The sequence below is a fragment of the Achromobacter sp. SLBN-14 genome (assembly GCF_006715415.1).
GTDB classification, from domain to species: domain Bacteria; phylum Pseudomonadota; class Gammaproteobacteria; order Burkholderiales; family Burkholderiaceae_B; genus Achromobacter; species Achromobacter mucicolens.
In genome coordinates, this window is sequence record NZ_VFNE01000001.1 from 5,571,265 (window position 1) to 5,585,237 (window position 13,973).

The following is a 13,973-nucleotide window of genomic DNA, read 5'->3' on the forward strand; positions in this document are numbered from 1 at the left end:
CGGCGCGGGGCTGCGACTAGACTCTCGCGCTTGCGGGCGATGCGTCCCCTGGAATCCGCGATGCCGGCCGCGCCCAACTTTTCAAAGGTGACCCCGTGAAACGTACCCTTCTGGCCCTGGCCTTTGCAATGATTCCCGGCTTCGCCGCTGCCGCCGCGCTGCCCTCCGCCATCGGCGCGGTCACCGTCTATCAGGACCGTGCGGTCGTCACCCGCGCCGCCAGCAGCGACCTGGCCGCCGGCGAACACGAACTGATCCTGGACAACCTGCCGGCCTCCCTGCAGGAAAACTCGCTGCAGGTGTCCGCCAAGAGCACCGGCCAGGCGACCCTGCTGGACGTCAAGGTCAGCGACGTCTACCAGACCGACACCGCCAACGAACGCGTGCGGTCGATCGAAGCGCAACTCGACAAATTAACTGCCCGGCAAGCCGCGCTCGACGACGAAGCCGCCGTGCTCGACAACCAGCGCGAACTCATCCTGATGATGCAGCGCGGCGCCACGGAACCTGCCAAGGACGGCGCCCGAATCACCGTGGATGAGCTCAAGGCGATCCAGACGCTCAGCGCCGAGTCGCTGGCCACGACGCTGGCTGGCCTGCGCCGCGTCACCGAACAGAAGACCGCGCTGGAGCGCGAAATGACGGCACTGCAAACCCAGCTTGGCCAGGTCCGCGGCGACGCCGGCCGGCGCACCAAGAAGGTGGCGTTGCGCGTCGGCATGGCACGCGCCGGCAAGCTGGACCTCGCGCTGTCGTATGCCGTGGCGGGCGCGCGCTGGACGCCCGCCTATGATGCGCGGCTGCGTCCGGCCGATCGTCAGGTGGACCTTGGCTACTTCGGTGTCATCCGCCAGAACACGGGCGAAGACTGGAACAACGTGAAGCTGACGCTGTCCACGGCCCGGCCGTCGCTGGGCGGCGGCGCGCCCACGCTGCGCCCGTGGATCATCGACGTGGCTGCCCCTCCCCCGCCCCCGCCGCCCCGGCCCGCCGCCGCGCCGGCCCCTGCTGCCGTCCAGGCCGAGATGCACGCCAAGCGCGCGCCGCGCGGCCGCGCGATGGAAGACAGCGCCATGTTGCCCGAGCCGCAACCCGAGGCCATCGAGCTGTCCACGGCCCAGGTCCAGAATGCGGCAACCAGCGCGTCGTTCCAGATCCAGAACCCGGCAACACTGCTGTCGGACAACACCACGCAGCGCGTTGCCATCGCCACGGCCAAGCTGCCAGCCACCTTGCAATACCAATCCACACCCGCGATGCGCGAGACCGTCTACCTGACCGCGCAGGCCAGCAACAACACCGACTTTCCGTTTCTGGCGGGTCCGCTCAATACCTTCCTGGACGATGCCTTTGTCGCCACGGGCGCCATGAAAGCGGTCATGCCCGGCGAAAAGCTGGAACTGGCGCTGGGCGCGGACGAGGGCATCTCCATCAAGCGCCAGCTGGTCAACCGCTACACCGAGAGCACCGGCTTTTCGGGCAGCGGCAAGCGTGTCACCTACGAGTACAAGATCACCGTCAAGAACAACAAGTCGACCAAGGAACAGGTGACCTTCACGGATCACCTGCCCATCTCGCGCAACGAGAAAATCGTGGTCAAGCTGCTGTCGCCCGCCGACCGCGACATCAAGCGCGAAGAGGACGGCAAGCTGGTATGGGACTGGGAGCTCGAGCCGGGCAAGTCGCGCGAGACGGTGTTGAAGTTCTCGGTGGACTACCCGGGTGATATCGACGTGTCCGGCCTCTGACGCGCTAGCGCATCTGGAAGGCTTCCTGGTGGAACAGTTGCCGCACCGGCATGCCCCGCCGGTGCAAGCCGTCTTTCAGCGCGTCGGCAAAGCCCGTGGGACCGCAGAACCAGACACTTGGCCAGGGCGTCCCTCCCTGTCTGGCCTGCGCCAGCTCGGCGGCCGTCAAGGGCCAGTGCTCGTCGCTGTAGCGCACGTCCAATTTCACGCTTGGAACGCGCGCGCACAACTGGCGCAACCGGTCGGCGAAAGGCGCATCGGCCGCATTGCGGGCGCAGTAATACAAGGTGGCGTCGGGCGCGTCCGCGGGCCGGGTCTGCAAGGCCTCGAGCCATGAAATGAAGGGCGTCACGCCGATGCCCGCGCCCACCCAGATCTGCCGGCGGCCCTCGTCCCGGCGAAAGTCGAAACAGCCGTATGGCCCTTCAATGGTCACCGCTTGCCCGGCCGCCAGGCTTTTCTGCAGGCGCCGCGTGTAATCGCCAAGCGCCTTGATCGAAAACTGCACCCTGCCCGAGCCATCGTCGGAGCCCGACACCGTGAAGGGGTGCGCGCCTTCCTTGCGATCCGCGGTCAGGAAGGCGAACTGGCCGGCGCGGTGATGCCAATCGCCCTCGACACGACAGGTCACGCGCAGGATGTCGTCCGACAGATGCTGCACCTCCAGCACGGTACCCTTGTAGCGGCGCGCCCGCCCGATGCGGCCCGTCAGCGCCATGACCGCGCAGACGGATCCGACCGCGGTCGCAAGGCCAACCAGCCACCCCGCCGGCTGCGACCACCACGCGGCGGGCGTGAGCACGACGCCATGAAACGCCGCCACCAGGAAGATCACGCCGGCAATGCGATGGACCTGGCGCCACACGTGGTACGGGAACCGGCGCCACAGCGTCAACAGCACCATCGCCACCAGGATCCAGACGGCGTATTCGCCCAGATCCTTGGCCGATCCCCGGAACATGTCCAGCATGGCCGCGGCGCGGGGCGTCTTGGGAACCGGATCGAAGATGGCCAGCAGCAGCGGCTTGGCGAGTTTGATGAGGTAGTGCGCCGCCGCCAGCGCGGTGGCCAGGATGCCGCACCACTTGTGCAGCCGGTACATCTTGTCCAGACCATCCAGCCGCTTTTCCAGCCAGACCGGCCTGACCGACAGCAGCATGATGAGCGCCATCAGCACATAAGCCGCCAGACCTGTCAGCAAAATCAGTTGGTCGCGCCACGTCCATACGTTGAAGGCGGCGGGCGGCTGCAGCCGCAAGGCAAGCGCCCAGGCCAGGACGCTGACGGCGAGGATCGTGAAAAGGATTCGGCGCATTGGCATCGCTCCCAGTAAATCGGCGGCCGTGCCGAACCGAGACAGGCCGCAGACATAATGGTAGTTTCGCCCAGCGCCGCTATTTCGCGTACCTGAGCCGTCCTTTGACGGGAATCAACCCCATCCCGGCAAAAAATGCCGCGCCGCCCGCGCTCAATGCGCGCGGCAATACTCGATGAATTCGTCCGCGGACAACGGCATCGAAATCCCATAGCCCTGCGCCAGGTCGCATCCCAGTTCGCGAAGCAACTGCACGTCGCGCTCCTGCTCCACCCCTTCGGCAACCACGCGCCGCCCCAGCACCCGCCCCATTTCGATCGCCGCCGCCACGACAGCACGCGAGGCAGGCTCGCGGTGCATGTGGACGATGAAGTCCCGGTCGATCTTCAGTTCGTTGAACGGCATGGCCGAGAACAGGCGCATGGAGGCGATGCCCGCGCCAAAGTCGTCCATCGCCAGCTCGAAGCCGCGCACGCGCAACAGGTTCAGCGTGGACGACAGCGCCAGCCAGTCGGTCACGGGCTCGTCTTCGGTAAGTTCGACCTTGATCAGACGGGCCGGCAGCCCCGCCTGCCCCACCTTCTGCTCCAGCAGGCCGGGCAGGTCGCGCGAGCACAGCGTCGAGGCCGACGCGTTGATCGCGATCGGCACCGCGACATCCGCGTCCTGCAGCCGGCGCAACACCTCCAGCACGCGGTCGGTAACGCGGCTGAACAACATGCGGTCCATGCCCAGCCGATGCGCCGCAGGCACGAAGTCCGCCGCCGAGATCGCGCCCAGCTTCGGATCCACCCAGCGCGACAACGCTTCGGCCGCCACCACACGCCCGGTCGACAGGCTGATCTGGGGTTGCAGCACCACGCTCATGTTGGTGCCCGAGAGCAGCGCCTGGCTCAGCGCCGCCTCCATCACCTCGCGCCGCACGGACTTGGGTTTGTCCGGCGACGCCGACTCGTCGTCGATGCTGCGCAGCGCGTTCTTGATAGCCTGCTGCATCGCCACGCGCGACACGGGCTTTGAAAGCGCCTGCGCGGAGGGGCAACCGGCCTGCAGCGCCAACCGCACATGCGACTGGAGCAATTCGTCGCTCAGGCTGCTGATCCAGATGATCGGCGGCATGCTCTTCAAGCGCCCGGCGTCCACCAGCCGCCGCAGGTCGTTGGGAAGGCGCGTGCCGTCGCCCTCGCCCATCACGATGTCGCTGATGAGCACGTCATGGTATTGGCGCGTGATCGCGCCCACCGCCTCGATGCTGCTTCCCAAGCCCGCCACGCGGCGGTAGCCCAATGCCAGCAACATGTTCTGCAGATAGGCGCGTTCGACGGGATGGTCTTCTACAAGAAGAATCCGTCGGGACGATCCGGCATCGGGTTTTGGCATTGCTGACCGTCCTGAACTGTGCCTACGGAAAGAAGCCATGCGCGGCCCCCGCCTGCGCCTGCCGCTGGCCGGCAGCGCCGGCCTGCTGAGAGCGTGCATCAATGCTAAAACATCCGCGCGAAAAGTGTCCTTATCGATAACGGGTTAATTCAGTTCGCCGCCGATAGACGTAGCCGCCGGATTATCCGCCGTCCGGCTCCATACATTGGGGCCTGTCCCCGCAAGCGGACATGGCGATGGCACCCATCCGCCTCCACCGTCCGCGGGTGCGATAATGGCGGACTTTCCCGCATCTACGGCACGGAGCTTTCCCTTGACCCGCATTGACGACCCCCTGCACGACCGCGAGGTCGGCGCCGCCGACGCCACCCAGGACAACACCCGCACCGACGACACCCGCATCAGCGCGGTGCGCCCGCTGATCTCGCCTGCGCTGCTGCAGGACGAACTGCCGGTGTCGCCCAGCATCCAGAACCTCGTCGAGCAAAGCCGCGCCGAGATCGCGGACGTGCTGCACGGCCGGGACGACCGCCTGGTGCTGGTCGTGGGCCCATGTTCCATCCACGATCACGCGCAGGCCATGGAGTACGCGCGCAAGCTGCGCGCCGCCGCCGACGAGCACAAGAAGGATTTGCTGATCGTCATGCGGGTGTATTTCGAAAAGCCCCGCACCACCGTCGGTTGGAAGGGCTACATCAACGACCCGCGCCTGGACGGCAGCTTCCGCATCAATGAAGGCCTGCGCCGCGCCCGCGAGCTGCTGCTGGACATCGGCGGCCTGGGTCTGCCGATTGCCACCGAATTTCTCGACCTGCTCAGCCCGCAGTACATCGCCGACCTGATCGCGTGGGGCGCCATCGGCGCGCGCACGACCGAAAGCCCCAGCCATCGCCAGCTCAGCTCCGGCCTGAGCTGCCCGCTGGGCTTCAAGAACGGCACCGACGGCGGCGTGCAGATCGCAGCCGACGCGATGGTCGCCGCCAGCGCCAAGCATGCGTTCATGGGCATGACCAAGATGGGCATGGCCGCCATCTTCGAAACCCGCGGCAATCAGGACACCCACGTGATCCTGCGCGGCGGCAAGCAAGGCCCCAACTACGATGCCGCCAGCGTGGACGCGTGTTGCGCCGCCCTGCGCAAGGCCGGCCAGCGCGAACAGGTCATGATCGACTGTTCGCACGCCAACTCCAACAAGTCGCACGTGCGCCAGATCGACGTGGCCAACGACATCGCCGCCCAGGTCGCCCAGGGCGACAGCCGCATCACCGGCGTCATGATCGAAAGCCACCTCGAGGAAGGCCGCCAGGACCTCAAGCCCGGCGAACCGCTGCGTCACGGGGTCTCCATTACCGACGCATGCCTGGGCTGGACCCAGACCGAGCCCGTGCTGGCGGCGCTGGCGCTGGCTGTGCGCCAACGCCGCGAAAAGCTGGCCGCCCGCGGCTGATCCTGTTGCCGGGCAGCGGCCGGCCGCTGCTGTTACAGCACATTCCTGAAACAATTGGTATCATGCGGGGCTTCGGGGTCTCTCGACCCCTCCCCGCTTCTCTTCGCTCAGGTATGGATCGTTCTCGCCTTGTCGCGGCCGCGCCGGCCGCATCGCCCCCCGTGCGCCACAGCATTTTCATCTACACCGAAGAACAACGCGGCAACCAGATGGTTGAGTCGCGCATCCTCGGCATGATGTCCGACGTTTCCGGATCGGAAAAACTCATCGTCGTGCAGGATCCGTTTCACGGCTTCAAGTACGTCTACCGGATTGACCACGAAAGCAACAATCTCGACGCGGCCGCCATCACCGAAATCGACGAATCGCTGTTCAACGGCAAATCCTCGATCGAGATCAACGCCATGTCCTACCGCCTGGGCACGGCCGAGAACGCGGTGAAGCTGTTGCGCGGCAAGACGCGATGGATCCAGGACAAGGGTTCGGTGCTGTCGGTGCTGCTGCAAAATGCTGCTGCGCGCAAGACGCGCTTTGCACCGGGCCGGATCGAACGCGATCGGATGCGCAAAGTGCCCGATGGCGTGCCGGTCGAATTACTCCCTTAGTCGGCCAGGACGGTATCCGCGCTGTTTTTCTTATCCACAGAATTTGTGGATAAGAAAAACGCAAACGCACGGCTGATGGCCTTTCGGGCGATGCGCACCGGGCTGCGCAATTTTTGATCAGCCCCTTTTTGCCCACGGACTGGATCGCATCCTTGATCCATGACGCGCCGCCGCAACGGCGGGGATGATATTCTGCGCGCAAGCACGCGGGATACGCACACCGTCATCCCCTGATTTCCGCGCGCACGCGGCCCCCTATCGAATTCAAAGCATGACGAGAACATCCCTGTTCGCCCGAGGAGCGCGCAAGCGCGCCGCGCCGTGACGATCATCGTCGTCGACGACCACGGAGATTGGCGCGATTCCATCGCCGAGTACATCCAGGACCTGGGCCTGGACAAAGCCATCCTCACCGCGGGCTCGCTGGCCGAGCTGGACAGCCTGTTGCTTACCGTCACCCCCGCCATCCTCGTGCTGGACGCCATGCTGCCGGACGGCGACGGGCTTGCGCGGGTATCGCACCTGCGCACCACGTATCCGTCGATGGGCATCATCATGCTCACCGGGCGCCTCTTGAGCGAAGACAAGGTATCGGGCCTGAGCCTGGGCGCCGACCACTACCTGACCAAGCCCGTGAATCTGGCCGAGCTGGGGGCCACCCTGGTGGCGCTGTCCCGGCGCCTGCGCGTCGTGCCGGCCGCCGACACCGAGGACGCGCAGTCGGACGCCTGGCGTTTTGACCCGGCGCGCCGCACGTTGACCACGCCCAGCCAGATCAGCGTCGACATCACCGACACCGAAAGCCGGCTGATCGGCGCGCTGATCCAGGCCGCGCCGCTGCCGCTGACGCGCGCGCGCCTCGTCGAAGCACTGGGCGCAAGCGTCGAGGCCTACGACACGCATCGGCTGGATGCCCACATGCACCGGCTGCGGCGCAAGCTGCGCGCGCTGGCCGGCGGCGACCTGGGCATACGCACCGTCTATGGCGTGGGCTATGTCTGCACCACGCCCGTTACCATCGTGGGCAGCCTGCCCAAATCCTGAGACCGCCATGACCGCCCCGCTCCGCCCCCGCCGTTCCGTTCTCTACATGCCCGGCGCCAACGCGCGCGCGCTCGACAAGGCGCGCACGCTCGATGCGGACGCGCTGATCCTGGACCTGGAAGACGCGGTGGCGCCCGATGCCAAGGAGCAGGCCCGGACACAGGTTGCCGCCGCGCTCCGGGAAGGCGGCTACGGCCGGCGCGAATGCATCGTGCGCGTCAACGCACTGGATACGCCCTGGGGCCTGGACGACGTGCGCGCCATCGCGCAGGCCGGCGCCCATGCCGTGCTGCTGCCCAAGGTCGAGAGTCCGGCCCAGTTGGCGGCGCTGGCGCAGGCGCTGGACGCGGCCGGCGCGCCCGCCGGCCTGCCGCTGTGGGCCATGGCCGAAACGCCGCTTGGCTTTCTGCGGCTGGACGCCATCGCGGGCGGCCACGCACGGCTGGCCGCCATCGTCGTCGGCACATCGGATCTGGTCAAGGACCTGCACGCGCGTCACACGCCTTCGCGCGACGAGACGCTGCTGGCGCGCTCGCTTGCCGTCATGGCCGCCCGCGCGCACGGCCTGGCCGTGCTGGACGGCGTGCACCTGGACCTGAACGACGACGCCGGGCTGCAAGACGCATGCCGGCAAGGCCGCGATCAAGGCTTTGACGGCAAGACGCTGATCCATCCGCGTCAAATCGCCGCCGCGAACGCCGCCTTCGCGCCGACGCCCGAGGAACTGGACACCGCACGCCGGCGCCTCGAGGCATGGACTGCGGCGCAGGCCGAGGGCAAGGGCGTCGCGGTCGTGAACGGCGCATTGGTCGAGAACCTGCACGCGCAAGAGGCCGAGCGCGTGCTGGCACTGGCGCAGGCGATCGGCGCGGCTTAAGGGCAAGACGCGGCGGGAGGCGCCCGTCCGAGGCTGCCCGCCCGGAGCTACCCGCCCAGAGCTACCCGCCCAGAGCTACCCGCCCAGAGCTTCCCGCCCGAAGCTTCCCGCCCGAAGCTTCCCGCCCGGAGCTCCCCGCCCAGAGCTGCCCGCCCGGGTACAATCCCCCCTCGCGTTCGGAGTTGGGTTGCTTCCATTCCGTTCATTCTTCGCGCCGGCGCGCATGTTGCGCGCGCCCGCCCGCCCCGCTTTCCGCCCTTTGCACCGCGCCGCTGGCCGGCGCCTTGCCGCGCGCCCGTCGCGCCATCCCGTTTCGTAGTCATGATCCGCTTCCAACAAGTTTCACTCATGCGCGGCGTCAAGCCGTTGCTCGACAAGGTCGACCTGCTTCTGAACCCCGGCGACAAAATCGGCCTCATCGGCGCCAACGGCGCGGGCAAGTCGAGCCTGTTCGGCCTGTTGCGCGGCACGCTGCACGCCGACCAGGGCGACCTGGACTATCCCGCGTCGTGGCGTGTGGCGCACGTCGCGCAGGAGACGCCCGCGCTGGATCGGCCCGCCATCGAATACGCCATTGACGGCGACACCACGCTGCGCAAGCTGGAAGCGGAACTGGCCGCGCTGGAAGCCGAGCCGGAAAGCGCGGAGAACGGTCTGCGCATGGGCGAGATCTATGCCGCGCTGGCCGACGCCGATGCCTACACGGTGCATTCGCGCGCCGAGCAGTTGCTGACCGGCCTGGGCTTCACGCAGGCGCAGATGCACCTGCCGCTCACGAGTTTTTCAGGCGGCTGGCGCATGCGCCTGAACCTCGCGCAGGCGCTGATGTGTCCGTCCGACCTGCTGCTGCTCGACGAGCCCACCAACCACTTGGATCTGGACGCGATCATCTGGCTGGAAGACTGGCTCAAGCGCTATCCGGGCACGCTCATCGTCATCTCGCACGACCGGGACTTCCTGGACGGCGTGGTGAACGTGATCGTCCACATCGACGAACGCAAGCTCAAGCGCTACTCCGGCCATTACTCGTCGTTCGAGCGCCAGCGCGCCGCGCAGCTTGAACTGGCGCAAGGCATGGTGGAAAAGCAGATGCGCCAGCGCGCGCACCTGCAATCGTTCATCGACCGCTTCAAGGCGCAGGCCAGCAAGGCGCGGCAGGCGCAGAGCCGGATCAAGGCCCTGGCGCGCATGGAAGAAGTGGCGCCGCTGCGCGCCGCCGCCGAATTCTCGTTCGAGTTCCGCGAGCCGCTGCGCGCCCCCAATCCGCTGCTGACGATGGACAAGGTCAGCGCGGGCTATCGCATTGAGGACGAAGCCACCGAAGCCGTGTCCGACAAGATCATCGTGTCGGGCATCAACTTTTCGTTGCAGGCGGGCCAGCGCATTGGTCTCTTGGGCATCAACGGCGCGGGCAAGTCGACGTTCATCAAGACCATTGCCGGCGAAATCGAGTCGCTCGCCGGCGAAACGCAGTTCAACAAGGGGCTGTCCATCGGCTACTTCGCCCAGCACCAGGTCGAGATGCTGCGCCACGATGAATCGCCGCTGTGGCACATGACCAAGATCGCACCCACCGTGCGCGAACAGGAACTGCGCAACTTCCTGGGCAGCTTCAACTTCAACGGCACGATGGCCACCAGTTCCATCGCCCCCTTCTCCGGCGGCGAAAAAGCGCGCCTGGCGCTCGCGCTCATCGTGTGGCAACGCCCCAACCTGCTGTTGCTGGACGAACCCACCAACCACCTGGACCTGGAAACCCGCGAGGCCCTGACCGACGCGCTGGCGCAGTTCGAAGGCACGCTGGTGCTCGTCTCGCACGACCGCCACCTGCTGCGCGCCACCACCGACCAGTTCATCATCGTGGCCGACGGCAAGGTCAACCCGTTCGATGGCGACCTGGACGACTACAAGGACTGGCTCTACAAGACCAAGCTGGCCGCCAAGGCCGCCTGAGCGCTTTTTGCGCGCCGCGCCCGGCCAACCGCGTTACAATCGCGCCGAATTGCCGGACTCCAGCTTCAACCTGGCCCGCGCGGCACCTTCAACCACGTCCCGCTGCATGCGGGACGCGTTTTTTAGCGCCCTAGATGCCTATCAAAGACCAACTTTTTCTTGCCAGCCAGTATCTCGCGCCGCACCACCTGGTGTCGCGCTTCTTCGGATACGCATCGGACTGCCGCGAACCCGCGGTGAAGAACTGGATGATCTCGCGTTTCGTCCGCAAGTACGGCGTGAACATGAGCGAGGCCTTGCAAGAAGACCCGTTGGCCTACGACTGCTTCAATGACTTCTTCACGCGTGCGCTGAAAGACGGCGCGCGGCCGCTGGACGAAGAGCCGGGCGCGGTGGTGTGCCCGGCCGACGGCGCCATCAGCCAGATGGGCGCCATCGAACAGGGCCGCATTTTCCAGGCCAAGGGCCACAGCTACGGGCTTGCCGACCTGCTGGGCGGCGACACCGAGCGCGCCGCGCCCTTTCAGGGCGGACAGTTCGCCACCATCTACCTGTCGCCCAAGGACTATCACCGCGTCCACATGCCCGTCGCCGGCACGCTGCGCGAAATGATCCATGTGCCGGGCCGTCTGTTTTCCGTCAATCCGCTGACCGCCCGCAACGTGCCGCGCCTGTTCGCGCGAAACGAGCGCGTGGTGTGCATCTTCGACACCGAACACGGTCCCATGGCGGTCGTGCTGGTGGGCGCGATGATCGTGGCGTCCATCGAAACCGTGTGGGCGGGTCTGGTCACCCCGCACAAGCGCCGCATCAAGTCCGTGCGCTACGACGCGGCCGCCCGCGCGCCCATCCATCTTGAGAAAGGCGCCGAGATGGGCCGCTTCAAGCTGGGCTCCACGGCCATCGTGCTGTTCGGGCCGGACAAGATCCGTTGGGCCGATACGCCCTCCGTGCTGGGTCCGGTACGCATGGGCGAACTGCTGGCGCTGCCCGTCCAGGTGTAAATCACCCCGATGCCGCTTTTTCGCCTAGAGCGAACAAGCTGCTTTTGTTTTATTCGCTTTCAGCCGCAAACGGGCGTTGTTAGATTACGGGCTTTTACCGGCCCGCCATGACCACAACCGCCCTGCCCGCCGCCGCGCCTCGCGCCACTGCCCGTCCGCTGTCCCGCGCACTGGGGCGAATGCTTTCCCTGGACGATTTCGAGACTGCGGCGCGCCGCCGCCTGCCGCGACCCATCTTCGGCTACATCGCTGGCGCGGCCGAAGACAACCAATCCCTCAAAGGCAACCGCGACGCGTTCGCCCAGTACGCGTTCACCCCGCGCGTCCTGGTCGATGTCTCGCGCCGCACGCAGCAGACCGAACTGTTCGGCCGCACCTACGCGTCGCCCTTTGGCATCGCGCCCATGGGCATCAGCGCGCTGTCGGCCTACCGGGGCGACATCGTGCTGGCCCGCGCGGCGCGCGAGCAGAACGTCCCCGCAATCCTGAGCGGCACGTCGCTGATCCCGCTTGAAGCCGTCATTGAAGAAGCGCCCGGCACCTGGTTCCAGGCCTATCTGCCCGGCGATCCCGCCAAGATCGATGCGCTGATCGAACGCGCGCGGCGCGCGGGCTTCGAGACGCTGGTGCTGACCGTCGACATCCCCGTGTCCGCCAACCGCGAGAACAACGTGCGCACGGGGTTTTCCACGCCGCTCAAGCCCAGCCTGCGCCTCGCGCTGGACGGCCTGGCGCGCCCGCGCTGGCTGGCCGGCACGTTCCTGCGCACGCTGCTGGCGCACGGCATGCCGCACTTTGAAAATTCCTTTGCCACGCGCGGCGCACCCATCGTCTCGGCGTCGGTGCTGCGCGACTTCACGGCGCGCGACCACCTCAGCTGGGAGCATGTCGCGCGCATCCGCAGGCAATGGCCGGGCACGCTCATCATCAAGGGCATCCTGCATCCACGCGATGCGGCGCTGGCCCGCCAGCACGGCGTGGACGGCATCATCGTGTCCAACCACGGCGCGCGCCAGCTTGATGGCGCGATCTCGCCGCTGCGCGCGCTGCCGGGCGTGGTGGCGCAAGCAGGCGCGATGACGGTGATGATGGACAGCGGCGTGCGGCGCGGCACGGATGTGCTCAAGGCGCTGGCGCTAGGCGCGCGCTGCGTGTTCGTCGGCCGCCCGTTCAACTACGCCGCGGCGGTGGGCGGACAGGCGGGCGTCGCGCACGCCATCGGATTGCTGCGCGCCGAGGTCGACCGCAACATGGCGATGCTGGGCATCAACCGGCTTGATGAGATGGACGCCAGCCTCATCTGCCGGGAAGGCGAGCTGCCGGCCTGACCAGACCGGCGCGCGGTGCAACGCGCCACGCGCCGGCGGGGCATAGAATGGCGGTTCCCTAGTTTTCTGCGCGTCCTTCCGCGGCGCGTCTGTCCGCCGCCGTGTCCCTGCGCCAATCCTCATTCTTCCTGCGGTTCCTGACCCTGGGCGCCCTCGCCCATGTGTACGTCGGCGCCCGCCTGATTCCCGATCTGCTGCTTGGCCGCGAAGGCGACGCCGCCGCCATTCTTTTCCTGGTGCTGTCGTGCGTGCTGATCCCGATGGGCATGCTGGCGCGTTCGTCCGTCAATCCGCCATGGGGGGACCGCATCGCCTGGGTCGGCCTTTTGGCAATGGGGCTGTTCTCGTCGCTGTTCGTGCTGGCGGTGTTGCGCGACGCGCTTCTACTGATCGTGTGGCTGGGCAACCTTGCGGCGGGCGCCAGCATGCCCTGGACCGAACTGCGGCGCGCCAGCGCTTGGACGGTCATCGTGCTTGCGCTGGCCGGCACGCTGACGGGCTTTTACAACGCGCGGCGGCGCGCACGCGTGGTCGATGTGGACGTGCCCATCGCCGGCCTGCCGCAGGACCTTGACGGCTTCACCATCGTGCAGATCAGCGACATCCACGTCGGTCCCACCATCAAGCGCCGCTATGTCCAGGCCATCGTCGACGCGGTCAACGAGCAGTTGCCCGACATGATCGCCATCACGGGCGACGTGGTCGACGGCAGCGTCGAACAGCTTGCCGACCAGTCCCGGCCCCTGGGCGAACTGCGCGCGCCTTTCGGCGTGTACCTGGTCACCGGCAACCATGAATACTATTCGGGCGCGACCCCGTGGATTGCGGAATTCCGCCGCCTCGGCCTGCGCGTCCTGCTGAACGAACACGCCGTGATCCATCCGTCGGGCCTGCCCGTGGTGGTGGCGGGCGTCACGGATTACAGCGCCGGGGCCTACGATCCGCATCAGCGCAGCAATCCAAGGGCGGCGCTGGCTGGCGCGCCCGCCGACGCTGCGGTCCGGATCCTGCTTGCGCACCAGCCGCGCAGCGCGCCCGCGGCCGAGCCGGCGGGCTACACGCTGCAGCTCTCCGGCCATACCCATGGCGGGCAGTTCTTTCCGTGGGGATTCTTCGTGCGGTTCCAGCAGCCCTTCACCGCCGGGCTGCACCGGCTGGGAAAGATGTGGGTCTACACGAGCCGCGGCACCGGTTACTGGGGGCCGCCAAAGCGCCTGTGGGCGCCGTCTGAGATCACGCGGCTGCGGCTGCGCACCGCTTCGTCGCGCTGAC

At 67.1% G+C, this 13,973-nt stretch carries 11 protein-coding genes; 9 read left to right on the forward strand and 2 right to left on the reverse strand.

Going from position 1 to position 13,973, the window contains the following annotated elements; translation table 11 throughout:
• Window positions 1-128 precede the first annotated feature (128 nt).
• The gene (locus tag FBY20_RS25535) at window positions 129-1,748 is read left to right on the forward strand and encodes a mucoidy inhibitor MuiA family protein (RefSeq protein ID WP_142056232.1); all 1,620 of its coding nucleotides are present in this window, start codon (window positions 129-131) and stop codon (window positions 1,746-1,748) included.
• Window positions 1,749-1,752: 4 nt separating this feature from the next.
• On the opposite strand, the gene FBY20_RS25540 is transcribed toward FBY20_RS25535, so the two are convergent.
• On the reverse strand, window positions 1,753-3,063 hold the full coding sequence (locus FBY20_RS25540) for a ferric reductase-like transmembrane domain-containing protein (RefSeq protein ID WP_142055340.1): 1,311 nt from the start codon (window positions 3,061-3,063) through the stop codon (window positions 1,753-1,755).
• Between the two features lie 153 nt (window positions 3,064-3,216).
• Complete coding sequence (locus FBY20_RS25545; protein WP_142055342.1) at window positions 3,217-4,443, reverse strand: EAL domain-containing protein; 1,227 nt, start codon at window positions 4,441-4,443, stop codon at window positions 3,217-3,219.
• Window positions 4,444-4,756: 313 nt separating this feature from the next.
• Here FBY20_RS25545 and FBY20_RS25550 point away from each other — a divergent pair, with 313 nt between their 5' ends.
• From FBY20_RS25550 to FBY20_RS25585, 8 genes are all read left to right on the forward strand, one after another.
• On the forward strand, window positions 4,757-5,890 hold the full coding sequence (locus tag FBY20_RS25550; RefSeq protein WP_056317640.1) for a 3-deoxy-7-phosphoheptulonate synthase: 1,134 nt from the start codon (window positions 4,757-4,759) through the stop codon (window positions 5,888-5,890).
• 113 nt (window positions 5,891-6,003) lie between these two features.
• On the forward strand, window positions 6,004-6,495 hold the full coding sequence (locus FBY20_RS25555; RefSeq protein ID WP_056317637.1) for a hypothetical protein: 492 nt from the start codon (window positions 6,004-6,006) through the stop codon (window positions 6,493-6,495).
• Between the two features lie 321 nt (window positions 6,496-6,816).
• Window positions 6,817-7,539: a response regulator transcription factor gene (locus tag FBY20_RS25560; RefSeq protein WP_056317634.1), complete on the forward strand. Its 723-nt coding sequence runs from the start codon at window positions 6,817-6,819 to the stop codon at window positions 7,537-7,539.
• A 7-nt stretch (window positions 7,540-7,546) separates the two neighbouring features.
• On the forward strand, window positions 7,547-8,416 hold the full coding sequence (locus FBY20_RS25565; protein WP_142055344.1) for a CoA ester lyase: 870 nt from the start codon (window positions 7,547-7,549) through the stop codon (window positions 8,414-8,416).
• A gap of 321 nt (window positions 8,417-8,737) precedes the next feature.
• On the forward strand, window positions 8,738-10,369 hold the full coding sequence (locus FBY20_RS25570; protein WP_142055346.1) for an ATP-binding cassette domain-containing protein: 1,632 nt from the start codon (window positions 8,738-8,740) through the stop codon (window positions 10,367-10,369).
• 134 nt (window positions 10,370-10,503) lie between these two features.
• The gene (gene asd, locus FBY20_RS25575) at window positions 10,504-11,373 is read left to right on the forward strand and encodes an archaetidylserine decarboxylase (RefSeq protein ID WP_142055348.1); all 870 of its coding nucleotides are present in this window, start codon (window positions 10,504-10,506) and stop codon (window positions 11,371-11,373) included.
• A gap of 107 nt (window positions 11,374-11,480) precedes the next feature.
• On the forward strand, window positions 11,481-12,701 hold the full coding sequence (locus FBY20_RS25580) for an alpha-hydroxy acid oxidase (protein ID WP_142055350.1): 1,221 nt from the start codon (window positions 11,481-11,483) through the stop codon (window positions 12,699-12,701).
• A gap of 101 nt (window positions 12,702-12,802) precedes the next feature.
• Window positions 12,803-13,972 carry a metallophosphoesterase gene (locus FBY20_RS25585; protein ID WP_142055352.1) on the forward strand — a complete coding sequence of 390 codons (1,170 nt, stop codon included), beginning with the start codon at window positions 12,803-12,805 and terminating at the stop codon, window positions 13,970-13,972.
• Window position 13,973 lies beyond the last annotated feature (1 nt).